At 34.7% G+C, this 19,013-nt stretch carries 16 protein-coding genes and 1 pseudogene; all 17 read left to right on the top strand.

Annotated features, from left to right (window positions below):
* The first annotated feature begins 126 nt into the window (after nucleotides 1-126).
* The 17 genes and pseudogenes from heR to efaA all read left to right on the top strand — a co-directional run bounded on the left by heR (nucleotide 127) and on the right by efaA (nucleotide 18,912).
* The gene (gene heR / locus BR44_RS05760; RefSeq protein ID WP_034551169.1) at nucleotides 127-912 is read left to right on the top strand and encodes a heliorhodopsin HeR; all 786 of its coding nucleotides are present in this window, start codon (nucleotides 127-129) and stop codon (nucleotides 910-912) included.
* 310 nt (nucleotides 913-1,222) lie between these two features.
* Nucleotides 1,223-2,260: a sugar-binding transcriptional regulator gene (locus tag BR44_RS05755; protein ID WP_034551168.1), complete on the top strand. Its 1,038-nt coding sequence runs from the start codon at nucleotides 1,223-1,225 to the stop codon at nucleotides 2,258-2,260.
* Nucleotides 2,261-2,299: 39 nt separating this feature from the next.
* Nucleotides 2,300-3,307: a type I glyceraldehyde-3-phosphate dehydrogenase gene (gap, locus tag BR44_RS05750; RefSeq protein WP_034551166.1), complete on the top strand. Its 1,008-nt coding sequence runs from the start codon at nucleotides 2,300-2,302 to the stop codon at nucleotides 3,305-3,307.
* A gap of 87 nt (nucleotides 3,308-3,394) precedes the next feature.
* Nucleotides 3,395-4,579, top strand: coding sequence for a phosphoglycerate kinase (locus BR44_RS05745; protein ID WP_034551164.1), 1,185 nt, complete (start codon nucleotides 3,395-3,397; stop codon nucleotides 4,577-4,579).
* A gap of 36 nt (nucleotides 4,580-4,615) precedes the next feature.
* Entirely contained in the window at nucleotides 4,616-5,371 is a 756-nt protein-coding gene (gene tpiA, locus BR44_RS05740; RefSeq protein ID WP_034551163.1) for a triose-phosphate isomerase, read from the top strand.
* Entirely contained in the window at nucleotides 5,371-6,900 is a 1,530-nt protein-coding gene (gpmI, locus tag BR44_RS05735) for a 2,3-bisphosphoglycerate-independent phosphoglycerate mutase (protein ID WP_034551160.1), read from the top strand. The genes tpiA and gpmI overlap by 1 nt, the downstream gene beginning before the upstream one ends.
* Nucleotides 6,901-7,237: 337 nt before the next feature.
* On the top strand, nucleotides 7,238-8,533 hold the full coding sequence (eno, locus tag BR44_RS05730) for a phosphopyruvate hydratase (protein ID WP_034551154.1): 1,296 nt from the start codon (nucleotides 7,238-7,240) through the stop codon (nucleotides 8,531-8,533).
* Nucleotides 8,534-8,724: 191 nt separating this feature from the next.
* Complete coding sequence (locus BR44_RS05725; RefSeq protein WP_034551152.1) at nucleotides 8,725-11,562, top strand: sigma-54-dependent transcriptional regulator; 2,838 nt, start codon at nucleotides 8,725-8,727, stop codon at nucleotides 11,560-11,562.
* Between the two features lie 142 nt (nucleotides 11,563-11,704).
* A complete protein-coding gene (locus tag BR44_RS05720; RefSeq protein ID WP_034551150.1) occupies nucleotides 11,705-12,202 on the top strand; it encodes a mannose/fructose/sorbose PTS transporter subunit IIB in 498 nt (165 codons plus the stop codon).
* Between the two features lie 317 nt (nucleotides 12,203-12,519).
* Nucleotides 12,520-13,599: a 3-phosphoserine/phosphohydroxythreonine transaminase gene (serC, locus tag BR44_RS05715; protein WP_034551149.1), complete on the top strand. Its 1,080-nt coding sequence runs from the start codon at nucleotides 12,520-12,522 to the stop codon at nucleotides 13,597-13,599.
* A 97-nt stretch (nucleotides 13,600-13,696) separates the two neighbouring features.
* Nucleotides 13,697-13,883, top strand: a pseudogene (locus BR44_RS12165) (phosphoglycerate dehydrogenase); the annotation flags it as partial.
* 107 nt (nucleotides 13,884-13,990) lie between these two features.
* Nucleotides 13,991-14,221 (top strand): NAD(P)-dependent oxidoreductase, encoded by a 231-nt coding sequence (locus tag BR44_RS05710; protein WP_034551144.1) that lies wholly within the window; start codon nucleotides 13,991-13,993, stop codon nucleotides 14,219-14,221.
* Nucleotides 14,222-14,426: 205 nt separating this feature from the next.
* Complete coding sequence (locus tag BR44_RS05705) at nucleotides 14,427-15,668, top strand: DUF1015 domain-containing protein (protein ID WP_034551142.1); 1,242 nt, start codon at nucleotides 14,427-14,429, stop codon at nucleotides 15,666-15,668.
* 105 nt (nucleotides 15,669-15,773) lie between these two features.
* Nucleotides 15,774-16,010: a preprotein translocase subunit SecG gene (secG, locus tag BR44_RS05700; protein ID WP_034551140.1), complete on the top strand. Its 237-nt coding sequence runs from the start codon at nucleotides 15,774-15,776 to the stop codon at nucleotides 16,008-16,010.
* Nucleotides 16,011-16,409: 399 nt separating this feature from the next.
* Nucleotides 16,410-17,147 (top strand): metal ABC transporter ATP-binding protein, encoded by a 738-nt coding sequence (locus BR44_RS05695; protein WP_034551139.1) that lies wholly within the window; start codon nucleotides 16,410-16,412, stop codon nucleotides 17,145-17,147.
* Complete coding sequence (locus tag BR44_RS05690) at nucleotides 17,144-17,989, top strand: metal ABC transporter permease (RefSeq protein ID WP_034551137.1); 846 nt, start codon at nucleotides 17,144-17,146, stop codon at nucleotides 17,987-17,989. The genes BR44_RS05695 and BR44_RS05690 overlap by 4 nt, the downstream gene beginning before the upstream one ends.
* Nucleotides 17,986-18,912 carry an Mn/Fe ABC transporter substrate-binding lipoprotein EfaA gene (efaA, locus tag BR44_RS05685; RefSeq protein ID WP_034551135.1) on the top strand — a complete coding sequence of 309 codons (927 nt, stop codon included), beginning with the start codon at nucleotides 17,986-17,988 and terminating at the stop codon, nucleotides 18,910-18,912. The genes BR44_RS05690 and efaA overlap by 4 nt, the downstream gene beginning before the upstream one ends.
* Nucleotides 18,913-19,013: the final 101 nt, after the last annotated feature.

Below are 19,013 nucleotides of genomic sequence, written 5' to 3'. Positions count from 1 at the left end.
CGAAGGATATAAATAGTACTATTTATAAAAAAAGAGTACAATAATAATACACTAGCAACATGAGTAGCAGGTTGGGATAGTCTAATGACTATTCTGGTGTAACTAAAAAAATGAGGAGTGATTTTAATGGCCAAAGCAATAGATTTTAAATCGTTAAAAAGATTTAATATCATCATGGGGTTATTGCATTTAGTTCAAGGAAGCTTAATGCTTGGATTTGCTATTTTTATTGATCGAATTGCTGAGTTTGAAATTCCTATTCGATCTTATTTCCTAACATTTGATACAACTCAAATGCGGTTGTTAACCGAAGAAAAAGAAATTTTTAATGCGCCATTTGGAATCATGGTTTCTTTATTTTTATTTATTTCTGCATTAGCACATTTTATTATTGTGACACCGTGGGGAAATAAAATATATAATAAAGATTTAGAAAGAAATATGAATCGCTTTAGATGGTATGAATATGCGATTAGTTCATCATTAATGATCATGTTAATAGCGATGTTGTTTGGTGTATACGATATCGGTTCACTTATTTTGATATTTGTTCTTAATGCTATGATGAATCTATTCGGTTTAGTGATGGAAGAAATGACTTATTATAGAAAGTCAACAGATTGGAAGTCGTTTGTTTTTGGAACAATCGCTGGTTTCGTTCCATGGGTAGTTATTTTATTATACGCATTTGGAAATGCTGATCCAGCTGAAGTTCCTTGGTTTGTATATGCTTTAGCAGGCACCTATTTTGTTTTCTTCAATCTGTTTCCAGTAAACATGATTTTACAATATAAAAAGGTTGGGCCATGGAAAAATTATCTTTATGGAGAACGTGCTTATATTATTTTAAGTCTAGTTGCTAAGTCTGCGTTAGCTTGGTTAGCTTTTGCAGGAGTTATGCAGCCTGGATAAGGGAACGAAAATAAAAAATAAAACCACTCACACTGAGTGGTTTTATTTTTTATTCTTTAAGGAAGCTAAAAAAATGCGGATAATATTTGTTGGTTTACCCCTTTAAGCTTGAAAGTAAAAAGACTAAATGATATAATAAAACTTGTAAGAGACAAAAGCAGTGCTATTTTAGACTGCGGAGGAAAACAAGAATAAAGCATGCAGTTAACTGAATGTCTTGTTTCACTTAGATCTCTTGTTTTTTTAGTCAACAAGGGTCGCCTAACGACTCACATGGCCGCTAGTTGACCCACTGAGGAAGAGGGAACTCATGCAGGATGTATTGTCTATTATCGAAAAAGTAACACCAGACATTATGGATACGCTGAGAAGACGATATCAAATTTTGCGTAATGTTTACTTGTTGGGTCCTGTTGGACGTCGAGTACTCGCCGACAAGATGGGTATTACTGAGCGTGTACTAAGAACAGAAGTAGATTCATTAAGAAAACAACGCTTGATTAGAACGTCTAAAGTAGGGATGCAATTAACTGCAAATGGAGAAATTGTTTACCATGATTTAGATGTAATAATGGGTCAATTATTAGGAATGCGAGAGAAAGAAAATCAATTAGCCGCTTATTTTAAAATAGAACATTGCGTAATTGTTTCTGGGAATGTTGAGGAGCAGTCCAAAGTTCAAGATGAATTAGGACGAGCAACAATGGATTCTTTGAAAGTATTGTTGCCCGAAGGAACTAATATCATTGCGGTTATGGGTGGTACGACAATGGCTGAAGTTGCAAATCATATGGATGAAAGTCTTGCTCATCACCGAGAATTAATATTTGTACCAGCTAGAGGTGGACTTGGAGAATCAGTGGATATTCAAGCTAACGCTGTTAGTGCACAGATGGCCAAGAGAACTGGTGGGAAGAACCGCGTTCTGTATGTACCAGAACAAGTCAGCGAAGAAACGTATAAGCCCCTCTTACAAGAGCCAGAAATCAAAAAAACGCTGAATCTGGTAGAACAAGCTAATTGTGTTCTCTATAGTATTGGAGATGCAACACACATGGCAAAGCGCAGAGGTATGAACGAAGAAGTTCTAGCTCTGATTAAAGACAAAGCAGCAGTTGGAGAAGCTTTCGGAGAATTCTATAACCAAACTGGAGAAGTCGTTTATAAAATTCCACGTATTGGTATGCAATCAAAAGATCTTGCGCGAATACCAAGCGTAATCGCGGTTGCAGGCGGAAAATCCAAAGCAAAAGCAATTGAAGCACATATGAAGAAAGTACCCGCTCAGACGTGGTTAATCACAGATGAGGGTGCCGCTAATCAGATTTTAAGAGGGATAACCCTTTAAAATAAATTTTTTATGATTCCTAAAGGAGGAAATTTAGTTATGACAGTTAAAGTAGGTATTAATGGTTTTGGACGTATTGGACGTCTTGCATTCCGCCGTATTCAAGAAGTAGAAGGTATGGAAGTAGTAGCAATCAATGACTTAACAGATGCAAAAATGTTGGCTCACTTGTTGAAATATGATACAACACAAGGACGTTTCAATGGTGAAGTTGAAGTTAAAGATGGCTCTTTCAACGTTAACGGTAAAGAAGTAAAAGTTTTAAGCAACCGTAACCCTGAAGAACTTCCATGGGGAGAATTAGATGTAGAAATCGTTTTAGAATGTACTGGTTTCTTCAATTCTCAAGAAAAAGCTGAATTACACTTAAAAGCAGGAGCTAAAAAAGTTGTTATTTCTGCACCTGCATCAGGCGACATGAAAACAATCGTTTACAATGTAAACCATGAAATTCTTGATGGTTCTGAAACAGTTATTTCCGGAGCTTCATGTACAACTAACTGTTTAGCACCTATGGCTAAAGTACTAAATGACAAATATGGAATTGTTCAAGGTTTAATGACTACTATTCACGCTTATACAGGTGACCAAAATACATTAGATGCTCCACACGCAGGTGGCGACTTCCGTCGTGCTCGCGCTGCAGCAGCTAACATCGTTCCTAACACAACTGGTGCTGCTAGAGCAATTGGCTTAGTTATTCCTGAATTAAAAGGTAAATTAGATGGAGCAGCACAACGTGTGCCTGTACCAGCTGGTTCATTAACAGAATTAATCACTGTTTTAAACAAAACAGTAACAGTTGAAGAAGTTGACGCAGCAATGAAAGCAGCTTCAAACGAATCTTACGGTTACACTGAAGACGCAATCGTTTCTTCAGACGTTTTAGGCATGACATTTGGTTCATTATACGATGCAACTCAAACTAAAGTAATGACAGTTGGAGACAAGCAATTAATTAAAACTGTTTCTTGGTATGACAATGAAATGTCATACACTGCACAATTAGTTCGTACGTTAGAGTATTTTGCTAAATTAAGCAAATAATCAATAAAAACGTTTTGAAAAGCGGGGAGCAGCGCGCTTCCTGCTTTTCTTTTTGATTAGAAAATTTGAATTGAGGAGGATCTCTCAATGGTAAAAAAAGTTGTAACTGATTTAGATTTAAAAGACAAAAAAGTATTGGTCCGTGCAGATTTTAATGTACCAATGAAAGATGGTAAAATCACCAACGATAACCGTATTCAGGCAGCTTTACCAACCATTCAATACATTATTGAACAAGGCGGAAAAGTGATTCTTTTCTCTCACTTAGGCAAAGTGAAAACAGAAGAAGACAAAGCGGATAAAACATTGCGTCCTATCGCAGAGCGTTTAAGAGAATTATTAGGTAAAGAAGTAACATTCGTACCTGAAACTCGTGGTAAAGAATTAGAAGATGCTGTTGCCTCTTTGAAAGCTGGCGAAGTTCTATTATTCGAAAACACTCGTTTTGAAGATATCGATGGCAAGAAAGAAAGTAAAAATGACGCTGATCTTGGTAAATACTGGGCTAGTCTAGGTGACGTATTTGTAAACGACGCATTTGGTACAGCTCACAGAGCACATGCTTCAAACGTCGGAATCGCATCTAACCTTGAAACAGCTGCTGGATTTTTGATGGATAAAGAAATCAAATTTATTGGTGGAGCAGTTGATGAACCCCAACGTCCTTTTGTTGCTATTTTAGGTGGCGCAAAAGTTAGTGATAAAATCGGAGTTATTGAAAACTTATTAGATAAAGCGGATAAAGTTCTTATCGGTGGAGGAATGACCTATACATTCTATGCTGCTAAAGGAATCGAAATCGGTAAGTCATTGGTTGAGGAAGATAAAGTCGAATTAGCTAAGACTCTGATTGAAAAAGGCGGCGACAAATTGATTTTGCCGGTTGATTCAATCACAGCTTCTGAGTTTAGCAATGATGTTCCTAATGAAGTTCATGAAGCCATTCCAAATGAACAAATGGGACTAGACATTGGACCAAAAACAATTGAGCTATTCACTAACGAATTACAAGGTGCTAAAACAGTTGTATGGAACGGACCAATGGGTGTATTTGAAATGTCAAATTATGCTAAAGGAACAATTGGTGTGTGTGAAGCTATTGCAAACTTAACAGATGCAACGACTATTATCGGAGGCGGAGATTCTGCAGCAGCAGCTATGGAACTAGGTTTCGCCGATCAATTCACTCACATTTCTACTGGTGGCGGAGCTTCTCTTGAATATCTAGAAGGCAAAGAATTACCAGGAGTAGCATCAATTTCTGAAAAATAGGACAATTTTTAAGTAGATGAAAGGAAGTTATTTTCTATGCGTAAACCAATTATTGCAGGCAACTGGAAATTAAATAAAACAGCTTCAGAAGCCTTAGCTTTTGTTGAAGCAGTTAAGTCAAGTATTCCTTCAGCAGAAAAAGTTGACTCTGTTATCGGAGCACCAACTTTATTTTTACACGAATTAACAAATGCTGCTAAAGGTACAGAGTTGAAAATTTCAGCTCAAAACGCTTATTTCGAAAATTCTGGTGCTTTTACTGGCGAAACTAGTCCAGCAGCATTGAATGACATCGGGGTAGACTATGTTATCATCGGGCACTCAGAACGTCGTGAGTATTTCCATGAAACAAACGAAGACGTTAACAAAAAAGCTCATGCCATCTTTAACAATGGTATGACACCAATTATTTGTTGTGGTGAAACGTTAGAACAACGTGAAGCTGGACAAACAAATGAATGGGTAAACGAGCAAATTAAAGCAGCAATTGCTGGTTTAACAAAAGAACAAGTTGCTAAATCTGTTCTTGCTTACGAGCCAATCTGGGCAATTGGAACGGGTAAATCATCTACATCTAAAGATGCAAATGAAACTTGTTCTGTTATTCGTGAAACAATCGCTAAAGAAGTTTCAAAAGAAGCAGCTGAAGCTGTACGTATTCAATATGGTGGCAGTGTAAAACCTGGAAACATTGCAGAATATATGGCTCAATCAGATATTGATGGAGCATTAGTTGGCGGAGCTAGCTTGGAACCAGATTCTTTCTTAGCATTATTGGGGGCAATTAAATAATGAAAAAATCACCAGTAGCCATCATTATTCTTGATGGACTTGGATGGCGTAATGAAGTCATGGGTAATGCGGTAGCACAAGCTAAAAAGCCTAATTTTGACCGCTACATGGGTATTTATCCTCACAGTCAGTTGAAAGCTTCCGGTCTAGACGTAGGCCTTCCAGCAGGCCAAATGGGGAATTCCGAAGTTGGACATACCAATATTGGTGCTGGACGCATTGTTTATCAAAGTTTAACTCGAATTGATAAAGCAATCGAAGATGGCGATTTCCAAGTAAATCCAGTTTTAAGTGGAGCAATGAATCATACGATTGAAAATCAATCAGATTTACATTTATTTGGATTATTGTCTGACGGTGGTGTGCATAGTCACATTAACCACTTGATTTCTTTAATAAAAACAGCAAAAGAAAAAGGTGTTCGCAATATTTACGTTCATGCCTTTCTTGACGGACGCGATGTAGCGCCTAATTCAGGTATTGGCTATGTTGAACAATTAGAAAAAGCGATGAAAGAAATTGGAGCAGGCGAAATTGCAACGGTTTCTGGACGTTTTTACGCAATGGATAGAGATAAGCGCTGGGAACGTGTCGAAAAAGCTTACAATGCTATCGCTCATGGCGAAGGTGTTAAAGCAACTAGTGCGATGGAAGCTGTTCAAACAAGCTATGCATCAGAGAAATTTGACGAGTTTGTTCTTCCGACAGTGATTGAAAAAGATGGCAAGCCTGTAGCAACTATAAAAAGTGATGATGCTATTATCTTTTTCAATTTCCGACCAGACCGCGCTATCCAATTGTCTAATGCTTTTACAGACGATGAGTGGGAACACTTTGAACGTGGCACAAGAGCTCAAAACGTTAAATTTGTTACAATGACTTTATACAACCCAAGCATTAAAGCTGAAGTTGCATTTGCACCAATCCCGATGAAAAATGTGATTGGAGAAGTTCTTTCTGACAATGGTTTGAAGCAATTGCGTATTGCAGAGACAGAAAAATACCCACATGTAACATTCTTTATGAATGGTGGTCGTAACGAAGAATTCCCAGGAGAAAATCGTATTTTGATTCCTTCTCCAAAAGTAGAAACGTATGATTTAAAACCTGAAATGAGTGCTTACGAAGTGACGGATGCCTTAGTAGCTGATATTGAATCAGATCAATCAGATGCTATCATCTTGAACCTTGCTAATCCAGATATGGTTGGTCACTCAGGTATGTTAGAACCAACGATTAAAGCGATTGAAGCAGTGGACGAAAATCTAGGACGTATTGTTGATGCAATTGTTGCTAAAGACGGTTATGCAATTATTTTTGCTGACCACGGTAACGCAGACACAATGCTTACCCCAGAAGGAAAACCACATACCGCTCATACAACTGTTCCTGTACCTGTAATTGTAACCAAAAAAGGAGTTGCATTACGTGAGGGCGGACGTTTAGCAGATATTGCTCCAACAATGCTAGATCTTTTAAATCTTGAAAAACCCGTAGAAATGACTGGGGAAAGTTTAATTCAAAAGTAAATCATGCACAGCTTAACTTAAGAATGTAGATTGATAACAGGTAAAGATTTGATGCAATGAAGAAATCGAATAAACTTATGCTGATTTTTTGAAATGTTGATTTGCGCAAGTCAACTTAATGATGATTTACGGTAGGCTTTGTACACAATTAGAATTAGAATGAGTCTGCAGCTCATTGATAAGAATAAAGTATAAAGTTGAATCAGAATTTTTTATAAAAAAATTAAGTAAGAATTGATGGAAAAACATTGCATCTTAAGCAAAATGCAACTAGAATGAAGCCATGGATATGATGTCCTAGGTAAAAATTATTGAAACTCAAAGGAGAGAAATATAAATGCCATTTATTACAGATATCTTAGCTCGCGAAGTTTTAGACTCACGAGGAAACCCAACAATCGAAGTAGAAGTTTACACAGAAAGCGGAGCATTTGGCCGTGGAATGGTTCCTTCAGGCGCATCAACTGGTGAGCATGAAGCAATCGAATTACGTGACGGAGACAAAGATCGTTACCTTGGAAAAGGTGTTACTAAAGCTGTTGATAATGTAAATAAAATTATCTCAGAAGCTATCTTAGGTTTTGACGTACGTGATCAAATGGCAATCGACAAAACAATGATCGACTTAGATGGAACACCAAACAAAGAAAAATTAGGAGCAAATGCTATTTTAGGTGTTTCTATCGCTGTAGCACGCGCGGCTGCTGATTACCTAGATCTTCCTTTATACCAATATTTAGGTGGATTTAACGCTAAAACTTTGCCAACTCCAATGATGAATATTATCAATGGTGGTTCACATGCTGACAACAGTATTGACTTCCAAGAGTTCATGATTATGCCTGTTGGAGCGCCAACATTTAAAGAAGCATTACGTATGGGAGCAGAAGTTTTCCATGCATTAGCTAGTATCTTAAAAGCTAAAGGATTAACAACTTCTGTTGGTGATGAGGGTGGATTCGCTCCTAACCTTGGATCAAACGAAGAAGGCTTTGAAGTTATTATCGAAGCAATTAAAAAAGCTGGCTACAAACCTGGTGAAGATGTTCTTCTTGCTATGGATGCTGCTTCTTCTGAATTCTACAACAAAGAAAAAGGTGTTTATGACTTAGCTGATTCAGGCGAAGGCGAAAAAACAGCTGACGAAATGATTAAAATTTACGAAGATTTATGTGCTAAATACCCAATCATCTCTATTGAAGATGGATTAGATGAAAATGACTGGGAAGGTACTAAGAAATTAACTGACGCTCTAGGCGATAAAGTTCAAATCGTTGGTGACGACTTGTTCGTTACAAACACTGAAAAATTAGCTAAAGCAATTGATATGGGAGTTTCAAACTCAATCCTTATCAAAGTTAACCAAATTGGTACATTAACTGAAACATTTGACGCTATCGAAATGGCTAAAAAAGCTGGCTTTACAGCAGTAGTTTCTCACCGTTCTGGTGAAACAGAAGATTCAACAATTGCTGATATCGCTGTTGCAACAAATGCTGGTCAAATTAAAACAGGATCACTTTCACGTACAGACCGTATTGCAAAATACAACCAATTGTTACGTATTGAAGATCAATTAGGCGACTTAGCTGTATATGGCGGAGTAAAAGCTTTCTACAATCTAAAAAAATAATTAAACTAAAACAAGTATGAGTTAACCCATTTAGCTCCTATTTAAAACTAAAAAGCAAGAAAACTAAAACCTTTGTTGGTCGGACCCATTCCGAGCAACGAAGGTTTTTTTATTTCATACACTATTAAAATAGTGTATCATTTTATAATGTGGTATACTCATAGTGATAATAGAAAAAAGGCGGGAAACAGATGAAACGCAAAGATTTGATTTATCAATATGTAAAAAGAAATACAGAACAGTTGACCAAAGAAGAAATTGCATTTGGCAATGGTTTAACAACCATTGAAGTTGCGGAGCATTTGGATATTATACGCAATAATGTTAGTAAAGAATTGAATGAATTAGTTCGTGAAGAAAAAATAGTAAAAATAAATGGACGGCCGGTTAGGTATGTAGATACTACATGTTTGAGTTGGAAACCATTAACCACTAAAGTAAATTCTTATAAAGAGCATACAGCAATAAATAAAAATAATGAAAAACAAGGAAAGAAAGAAAAAAATAAATTAGATAAGAATTTATTTGATTATATGATTGGTTCAAATGGCAGTTTAAAGAATCAAATGGAACAAGCCAAAGCAGCGATATTTTATCCTCCAAAAGGTTTAAATAGTCTGATTATTGGACCTACTGGTTCTGGGAAAACTTTTTTTGCAAACGCCATGTATGAATATTCTCAATCAAAAGGGGTAATCGATAAAAATAAGTCAATGGTCATTTTTAACTGTGCTGATTATTCTCAAAATCCACAGTTGCTAATGTCACATCTATTTGGGCATAGTAAAGGATCTTATACAGGTGCAACGGCAGATAAGGATGGTTTACTCCTCAAAGCAGACAAGAATATGTTGTTCTTAGACGAAATTCATCGTTTACCACCAGAAGGTCAAGAAATGCTGTTTTATTTCATGGATAATGGAACCTTTCAGCGAATGGGTGACACAGAAGAACGTTTAACAGCCAATGTCCGCATTATCTGTGCCACAACAGAAGATCCAGATTCAGCACTGTTAAAAACGTTTGTACGACGAATACCCATCACGATTCAACTGCCTTCCTTTAATGATCGTCCACCTAAAGAACGCGTCCAATTAGTAAAATTACTTTTATCCATTGAAGCTAAACGAATCAATAAGCGAATCGTAGTAGATGAGAATGTAGTTAAAGCATTACTAGGAAGTGTAACTTATGGGAACGTCGGGCAATTGAAATCTAATGTTCAGTTAGCTTGTGCTAAAGGCTTTTTAAATAGTATGGATAATCATAAAGAAGTGCTAATTGTCATGGATGATTTAACTCCTGTATTACAAGATGGGTTAATCAATTTAGCTAAGCATCGTGAAGAATTGAATGAAATTTCTAATTATTTAGAGCCGAGATTGGTATTGCATCCTGATAATCCTGTCTATATTTTAGAAAAAGATACCTATGAATTACCTTTTAATTTATATGAAATTATAGGAGATAAAGCGGCATTATTAAAAGCTGAAGGTGTGAATGCAGAAAATATCGAAAACTTCATCACAACAGATATCAACTTACATCTGAAATCATTCTATAAAACTAATAAATTAAACTTTGATAATGAAAAAAGCCTAAAGGATATTGTCGATCAAGAAATCATTACTTTAACTAAAGAAATCCGGGCAATGGCAGAAGAACATTTAGAATATCTTTTTAAGGATAATTTTTTATATGCGATGAGTTTGCATTTGAGTTCCTTCATTAAACGTTCTAAAGAAGGTGTTGTTCAAACTAAAACAAATAAAGAATTAGAAAATTTAATTTCTAATTATAAAAAAGAATATTCAGTAGCATTGATGATTAAGGATCACATCAAAACGAAATACCAAATCGTTGTTCCTGAAGTAGAATGTTGGTACTTGACGATGTTATTAGTTTCTTTAAGAGAGCAAAACCTAGTCGGTCAAGTGGGCATAGTTGTAGCTGCACATGGTAGAAGTACGGCAACAAGTATGGTTCAAGTGGTAACGAAGTTATTAAATGTCCAAAATATTATTGCAGTAGATATGCCATTAGAAATGAGTCCCCACCGCGTCTATGACGTGATTCAAGATGCTGTTCAACGAGTAAATGAAGGCAATGGGGTTCTATTACTAGTGGATATGGGGTCATTAACTACTTTTGGCAATAAGTTAATGCGGGAAATGGATATTCCCATCAAGACCATTGATATGGTGACGACACCTGTTGTATTAGAAGCAGCTAGAAAGATTTCTTTGATGGATAGCTCATTAGATGAAATTCATGATACGTTGAAAAATTTTAGAGGATATAGTAATTTTTTAGATTACCCACATCCTTCTAAACTGGAAGAATTGAATAAAAAAGTTTATCAACCAAAAGCGATTATTACTATTTGTTCAACTGGAGAAGGAACTGCCGTTATAATCAAACAACGTGTTGAAGAATTATTAGCCAGTTTTATAGATGAAGAGATTGAAGTTATGTCTATTTCTTTATTAGATATGAACTCAACAGTTAAAAAAATAGCAGAAAATTATCAAATTTTAGCTACTGCTGGTGTAAGTAAGCCTACGATTCAAGTACCCCATTTGACACTTGAAGAATTGTTTCAATCTTTTGGTAAAGAGCGAATTAAGCAAGTAGTGCTGGATAGTCAAAATTCAGAATCCGATTTAATTGAATCGATTGACACAAAAGAATTATGTGAAGAATATTTAGGCATGTATTTTACGTTTTTGAACCCTCAAAAACTAATTACAATTCTTTGGGAATACAGTCAAATAATAGAAACAGATATGAAGCAAACCTTTAGTAATAGTTTGAAAATCGGATTAATTATGCACATAGCTGGTGTACTTGAACGGGTACTTTTAAACGATGCTCTATCTTCAGAAAAAGAAGAGGACCAAGAAAATAATCCTTATTTTGATGCAGTATCTAAAGCGAATGCCTTGGTGAAAATGAAATTAAATCTGGTCATTCCTGATTCGGAAATAGTCTATATCTTAAAAATTTTTGATACACAAACAGAAGGATAAAAATATTCGGAAAAAGCAAACTCTTTCGACGGTTATATTCGTTTAGAAAAGTTTGTTTTACATAGCCACGAAGCGATTGACAAAGGAAGAAGAAGTTCCTGTTATTAGCAATAGAATGGGCTAAAGATAAGGATGATTGATTATGGTAATGGATATTCGTTTGGTACGAATTGACGACCGCTTGATTCATGGTCAAGTAGCAACAGTTTGGACCAAAACACTGAAAATAAATCGTATATTAGTTGTAAGCGATGAGGTTGCAAAAGATACACTAAGAAAAACACTGTTGAAACATGCAGCACCTTCTGATGGAACAGCTAACGTTATTACAATAGATAAAATGATTGCTATTTATCAAAATCCGCAATTTGATATTTTTAAAGCGATGTTATTGTTTACAAACCCACATGATGTAAAAAGAGTGGTAGAAGGTGGAGTTAAATTTAATTCTGTTAACATTGGAGGAATGAGTTTTTCTGCTGGAAAAAGAATGATTACGAATGCTGTTGCTGTAAATGCACAAGATGTTGAGGATTTCAATTATTTAAATGAACAGGGAATTGAACTAGAAATTCGTAAAGTCGCATCAGATAGCAAAACTCATATGATAGAGCTTTTAAAAAAAGAAAATATGTTATAAATAAAATGATTTTAAATAACTTTTGAAAATAGGCACTAAAATAAAATGTTGAGATACGAAAAAAATTCCTCACCCTATATGGGATTATGGAATTTTTTTTATAAAGGAATATAAAGTTTTCCGGTTGGAAAAAATAACGTTGGCGAGTAAAAAATACGAACGTTATTTTTACTTTCTATCATTATTATTTTAACGTTATTTGACGTAGGACCAATCTTCCTTCATAATAATAGTAGTGAGTGGTTACTATAAAAACTAAAAAACTAAAAAACTAAAAAACTAAAAGAATTAAAATTGTTTAATTAGGAGGAGTTTGAATGAAAAAAATATATAATTTTTCGGCTGGGCCAGCCACTATGCCAGAATCGGTGTTAAAAAAAATACAAAAAGAATTTCTTTCCTATCAGGGAAGTGGTATGTCAGTAATGGAATTGAGTCACAGATCGTCCTTATTTCAAAAAATCATAGATGATGCTGAATCGCTGTTACGAGAGTTGATGGAGATCCCTTCAAATTACGAAGTTCTTTTTTTACAAGGTGGTGCCAGTCTTCAATTTAGTATGATTCCATTAAATTTAGCTAAACATAAAGTAGCGTATATTAATACGGGCCTTTGGTCAAAAAGAGCTATTTTAGAAGCTGAAAAAATAGCTTCATTAGAAGTCGAAGTGATCGCTAGTTCAGAAGATAAAAGTTTTAATGCCGTACCAGAAGTTCCAATGGTTGCGCAAGATAATGATTATGTTCATATAACGACAAATAATACGGTAGAAGGAACGGCCTTTTTTAAATTACCTGAGACAGGATCTGTTCCATTAATAGCCGATATGTCATCAAACATTCTTTCTAGTTATTATGATGTATCAGATTTCGGATTAATTTATGCAGGTGCTCAAAAAAACATCGGACCATCAGGTTTAACTATTGTCATTATCCGTGAAGATCTAATTGGGTTAAATAAGTCACTATCAGCTATGCTAGATTACAAGACTCAAGCAGATAACAACTCAATTTATAATACGCCTCCAACATTTAGTATTTATACAGCAAAATTAGTGCTAGAATGGCTAAAAGATTTAGGTGGAGTGGCAGCGATAGAAAAAATAAACCGAGAAAAATCAACGTTACTTTATAAAGCAATTGATGAATCTGCTCTTTTTCGTGCGCCAGTAGAAAAATCTTCGCGTTCATTGACAAATATCCCATTTGTTACAGATAATGATGAGCTAGATAAACAATTTATTAAAGAAGCAGAATTAGCAGGATTTGTAAACTTGAAAGGTCATCGTTCAGTTGGTGGGATGCGTGCTAGCTTGTACAACGCTTTTCCATTGGAAGGGGTTCAAGCACTCATTTTATTTATGCAACAATTTGAAAAAAAGATAACAAAAGGATGACCATAGGATAGATATAAAAACGTATAACGCTATCGCAACTGAGGAAATCGATAAGTTTGGATTAGAAAAATATCAATTAAATTAAGCTGAAGAACGAGATGCAATCTTATTAAGAAGTGAAAATTTACATGCAAAGACTTTTTTAAAGAAATTAAAAGCAATTGCTAGAGCTAGAGCTGGAGCGGATACGAATAATATTCCTGTAGAGGCTTATCCTGGACAAGGTGTTGTTGTTTTTAACACGCCAGTTGCTAAATGCTAATACGGTTAAAGAACTCATGTTGACTTATCTATTTTAGCTTATCAATCAATCATTGAAGGGGCTATTTGGGTGAGTGCTCTAAGCTCATTCAATTAGAGCGATGATTAAGATTCATTTATTTTCGTAGAAATGGCTTGGACAATTTCAAGACGAGTCAAACGCGTCCATTCATTGGAAGAAGTGTTGGAAATATCCGATTACATCACTGTTCATGCTCCTTTACTGAAAGAAACTAAAAAATTATTTGATGCAGAGCAGTTAGGTAAAATTAAAAAAGGTTGTGTATTATTAAATTTTTCTAGAGGAGAACGTGTAAATAATAAGTCAGCTAGCCATTGTGAATCGCAATGTGACCAATAGGGTTGGTCAGATGTCTATTAGTTTGGAGGATAATATCAGCAATATTATTAATCGTATACGAGGAGCATAGGCCTATACGTTAATTGATAATAAAGACTTATCACGAGAACAAGCAGGAAAAAATAGTCAAGATATCAAAAATGTTGATGGTATCCTTACGGTCCGGTTAATCAGACATAAACACAAACAGTAAAGGAAGATTCCTATGGTACAAATAAGGCCTTTTAAAGCAATTCGTCCTCACGATGCACTTGTAAAAGAAGTAGTTTCACTCCCTTATGATGTGTTGAGTTCAACAGAGGCTCGAGAGATAGGAAATCAGAATGCGAAGTCTTTTTTGCATATTGATAAATCCGAAATAGACTTGGCAAAAGAACAGCAGCCATATGAAAAAGTAGTCTACCAAAAAGCTGCGGATAATTTAAAAAAATTTATTGAAAAACAATGGCTAATAAAAGATTTGACAGAACATTTTTATGTTTATCAGTTAATTATGAATAATCGCGTGCAAACGGGATTGGTTGTTTGTACATCAGTAGAAGATTATTTAAATGGAAAAATAAAAAAACATGAATTTACACGCGCTGAAAAAGAGTTAGATCGTATTAACCATATTGATACGGCAGATGCGAATACGAGTCCTATTTTTTTAACGTATCGTGATAATCAATCCATTAATGACATCATTCAAAACTGGATAACCAACAATCATCCTTTATATGATTTTATTGGGTTTCATGAAGTAACTCATCGTGTATGGGCAATAAAAAAGAAAAAAACTATTGAAGAGCTGACAAATTTGTTTTCCCAACAAGTAGATTCTTTATATATTGCAGATGGACATCACCGGGCAGAATCAGCGGTAAAAGTAGCATTAAAACGACGAGAACAATTTCCTGATGCCACTCCTGAAATAGAATTCAACTTCTTTTTATCCGTTTTATTTCCTGAAAAACAATTAGCCATTATGGATTACAATCGTGTAGTAAATGTTCCAATTGTATCAGATTACTTTAAAAAGTTGTCAGAAGCGTTCGAGATACAAAAAAAAGGAACGATACCCTTTCAACCGAAAGAGCCTAAAACGATGGGAATGTATTTAAATAAAGAATGGTATGAATTAAAAGCTAAAACTACTGTTCAATCTAAGGATCCTGTTAAAGGCTTGGATGTCTCTATTTTGCAAGACCAAATTTTGACACCCATTTTTGGTATTGAGGATATTCGGACAGACGATCGGATTGATTTTATCGGAGGCATACGTGGTATGCAAGAATTAGCTAGAAAAGTAGATAGCGAGAAGTTTAGTGTGGCTTTTTCAATGTACCCGACGAGTATGGAAGATTTGCTGAATGTGGCAGATAGCAGAGAAGTTATGCCACCTAAATCAACTTGGTTTGAACCTAAACTTTTGAGTGGATTATTCGTTCATGATTTAGAAAGCTGATGATTCAATTTCGGATAGGAAATAAGCCGAAACTCTTCTGGTAATTTAGTGTCCATTATGGTAAAGTAAGTTGCAAGAGAAACGTTAGACAGGAGGGCATTAAACGTGTATGACACATTTTTAATTGCTGAACTTATTGTATCAGTTTTACTTATTATTGTGGTTGTGATGCAGCCAACTAAAACAAATAATGCAGCTAGTGCATTTACTGGTGGAGCTGAGCAATTATTTGGAAAACAAAAGGCACGTGGTTTCGAAGCTGTTTTGCAGCGTGTGACGGTTGTATTAGGAATTGCCTTTTTTGTAATAGCGCTAGCATTAGCCTATTTGTCGACCAATTAAACGAGTGTATGGAGTTATCTAGTAAATTATGGGTAACTTTTTTTATAAAAAATAAATTTGAGTTAAACTAAAAAAGTCCTAAAAGTAGATTGAAAAAATCTGTTTTTAGGACTTTCTTTTTTTCTATCTTTTTTTCTATAAAATGAAAGAAATTTTTAAGGAATCAATATAGAAGCTTTTTTCACTCGTACCAATAGAATAAGTATTCGCTTACAAATAATAGCTCATTTCATTTCCCTATATTTTATCACTATTTAGTGAAATTTATCAATTATTTGAACAAAAAAGGTTGCTAAAATCGCTCTATTTAGTTATACTTCAAACGAGGTTTAGGTATGCCTTAAATAATTCCGGGCGTATAAATAATTAATTGAATAGAGAAAGAAAGGACGTTGCAATATGATTGACTTAAAAAACTTAACGGTTACTTATCAAGATAAACTAGCTCTTTCTGATGTGTCACTCACCATCAGAGACAAAGCTATAACGGGGATCATTGGACCAAATGGAGCAGGTAAATCAACGTTGATAAAAGGAATGATGGATTTAGTAAGAAAAACATCAGGAGTGACAACAGTTAACAACAAACCTTTAGACAGTATGAGAAAAAATATAGCTTATGTGGAACAAAGAAATACTATTGACTTAACTTTTCCAATAAAAGTAGAGGAAACAGTTTTGCTAGGAACATTTCCTAAACTTGGACTTTTTCATCGTCCGAAAGAAACAGAAAAACAAAAAGTAATTGATAGTCTTAAGCAAGTTAAAATGGAAGAATTTAAAAATCGCCAAATAGGAGAACTTTCAGGCGGACAGTTGCAACGGGTCTTTATCGCCCGTGCGCTAGCTCAAGAAGCAGATATTATTTTTCTGGATGAACCGTTTGTTGGTATCGATATGAATAGTGAAAAAGTCATCATCGATTTATTGAAAAAATTGAGGGATGAAGGCAAAACGATTGTTGTTGTCCACCATGATTTAAGTAAAGTAACAACTTATTTTGATGATTTGATTATACTAAATCAAAAACTGATTAGTTACGGACCCATTTCTGAATCATTCACGACTAAAAATATTAAAGCAGCATATGGTGATTCTATGGGAGATTTAATGATTAAAGGAGTTAAAGACGAATGATTGCTAATTTTATAGAAGGATTAACAAAATACGAATTTTTGCAAAATGCTTTATTCACATCTATCGTTATCGGAATTGTGTCTGGAGTCATTGGCTGTTTCATCATTTTAAGAGGAATGTCATTGATGGGAGATGCAATATCTCATGCTGTTCTTCCAGGAGTAGCCGTTTCTTATATCGTAGGAGTAAATTACTTTATTGGAGCAACTGTTTTTGGCCTATTTTCAGCTCTTCTTATTGGCTTGGTTACTCAACACAGTAAATTAAAAAGTGATACAGCTATCGGGATTGTATTCAGTTCATTTTTTGCAGCGGGTATTATAGCGATCTCTTTTGCAAAAAGTTCAACTGACTTGTACCATATTTTATTTGGAAATGTACTAGCTATTACACAAAGCGATATGATTATTACCGTAATCATCGCAATTGTAGTTATTTTATTCGTGATTATTTTTTATAAGGAACTTCTTATCAGTTCTTTTGATCCAATAATGTCGCAAGCTTATGGTTTGAAAATCCATTTAATTCATCACACATTAATGTTATTGCTTACGTTAGTAGCTGTTTCAGCTTTACAAACAGTAGGAACCATCTTAGTAGTAGCTATGTTGATTACACCTGCAGCAACAGCTTATCTATTATCAAACAGACTTTCCATTATGATTGTTATTGCTTCTACAATTGGAGTAATTAGTGCTGTTGTCGGTTTATTCCTAAGTTATTCTTATAATTTGGCTTCTGGTGCTGCAATAGTATTAACAACAACAGTATTCTTTATCATTGCCTTTTTATTTTCGCCAAAACAAAATCTACTAATAAAGAGAAGGAAGGCCCTAAAATGAAAAAGTTGAAAATTATTACGGTACTACTATTTTTAGCTGTCTTAGGATCTGCTTGTAGCAATGAGAAAGAAGTAGCAAAAAGCGAAAAATTGCAAGTTGTGGCAACGAATTCTATCTTGGCTGATATGATTAAAAATGTAGCAGGTGATAAGATTGATTTGCACAGTATCGTTCCAGTTGGGACAGATCCACATCATTATAAAGTCTTGCCAGCAGATATTGAAAAGTCAACGGATGCAGATGTGATATTTTATAATGGTTTAAATCTTGAAACGGGTGGAAACGGGTGGTTTGTTAAGTTAATGGAAACATCAAAAAAAGTAGAAGGACAAGATTATTTTTCTACTAGTGAAGGTGTTAAACCTATGTTCTTAACTTCAAAAGGAAAAGAATCCGAACAAAATCCTCATGCATGGTTAGATATTAGCAATGGAATTAGGTATGTTAAAAATATTAGTAAAGTCTTAGAAGAAAAAGACCCAGATAATAAAGCAACATACAAAAAAAATGCAGAAGCCTATATTGAAAAATTAACCGTATTAGATACTCAAGCAAAAAAAGAATTTAAAGATATCCCTGAAGATCAAAAATTACTTGTCACTAGTGAAGGAGCATTTAAGTATTTCTCTGCAGCTTACGGGGTAACAAGTGATTATATTTGGGAAATTAACACAGAAAGTCAAGGCACACCAGAACAAATGAGTACAATCATTGATACAGTAAGAGAAAGCAATATTCCCTCTTTATTTGTAGAAACAAGTGTGGATAAAAGAAGTATGCAAAGCGTATCAAAAGAAACCGGTATTCCTATTTACGAAACTGTTTTTACTGACTCTATTGCAAGAGAAGGAGAAAATGGAGATAGTTATTACGATATGATGGAATGGAATCTAACAAAAATTCATGAAGGCTTAAACAAATAAAACGAATGATAAAGTTTCATGAAAAACTAGTAATATAGAGCCAGAGAAATGGTTTTATAGTGCTAGTTTTTTTTAAAATTTAAAAAATAGGGATAAAAAAC

This window comes from Carnobacterium funditum DSM 5970, assembly GCF_000744185.1.
Taxonomy (GTDB): Bacteria; Bacillota; Bacilli; order Lactobacillales; family Carnobacteriaceae; genus Carnobacterium_A; species Carnobacterium_A funditum.
Note: the sequence above shows the minus strand (reverse complement) of the source record. Positions and strands in the feature narration are given on the sequence as shown.

Bases quoted from the DNA above. Each gene is read 5' to 3' on its own strand.
- heR (WP_034551169.1), top strand. From the start codon at position 127: ATGGCCAAAGCAATAGATTTTAAATCGTTAAAAAGATTTAATATCATC.
- BR44_RS05755 (WP_034551168.1), top strand. From the start codon at position 1,223: ATGCAGGATGTATTGTCTATTATCGAAAAAGTAACACCAGACATTATG.
- gap (WP_034551166.1), top strand. From the start codon at position 2,300: ATGACAGTTAAAGTAGGTATTAATGGTTTTGGACGTATTGGACGTCTT.
- BR44_RS05745 (WP_034551164.1), top strand. From the start codon at position 3,395: ATGGTAAAAAAAGTTGTAACTGATTTAGATTTAAAAGACAAAAAAGTA.
- tpiA (WP_034551163.1), top strand. From the start codon at position 4,616: ATGCGTAAACCAATTATTGCAGGCAACTGGAAATTAAATAAAACAGCT.
- gpmI (WP_034551160.1), top strand. From the start codon at position 5,371: ATGAAAAAATCACCAGTAGCCATCATTATTCTTGATGGACTTGGATGG.
- eno (WP_034551154.1), top strand. From the start codon at position 7,238: ATGCCATTTATTACAGATATCTTAGCTCGCGAAGTTTTAGACTCACGA.
- BR44_RS05725 (WP_034551152.1), top strand. From the start codon at position 8,725: ATGAAACGCAAAGATTTGATTTATCAATATGTAAAAAGAAATACAGAA.
- BR44_RS05720 (WP_034551150.1), top strand. From the start codon at position 11,705: ATGGTAATGGATATTCGTTTGGTACGAATTGACGACCGCTTGATTCAT.
- serC (WP_034551149.1), top strand. From the start codon at position 12,520: ATGAAAAAAATATATAATTTTTCGGCTGGGCCAGCCACTATGCCAGAA.
- BR44_RS05710 (WP_034551144.1), top strand. From the start codon at position 13,991: ATGGCTTGGACAATTTCAAGACGAGTCAAACGCGTCCATTCATTGGAA.
- BR44_RS05705 (WP_034551142.1), top strand. From the start codon at position 14,427: ATGGTACAAATAAGGCCTTTTAAAGCAATTCGTCCTCACGATGCACTT.
- BR44_RS05695 (WP_034551139.1), top strand. From the start codon at position 16,410: ATGATTGACTTAAAAAACTTAACGGTTACTTATCAAGATAAACTAGCT.
- BR44_RS05690 (WP_034551137.1), top strand. From the start codon at position 17,144: ATGATTGCTAATTTTATAGAAGGATTAACAAAATACGAATTTTTGCAA.
- efaA (WP_034551135.1), top strand. From the start codon at position 17,986: ATGAAAAAGTTGAAAATTATTACGGTACTACTATTTTTAGCTGTCTTA.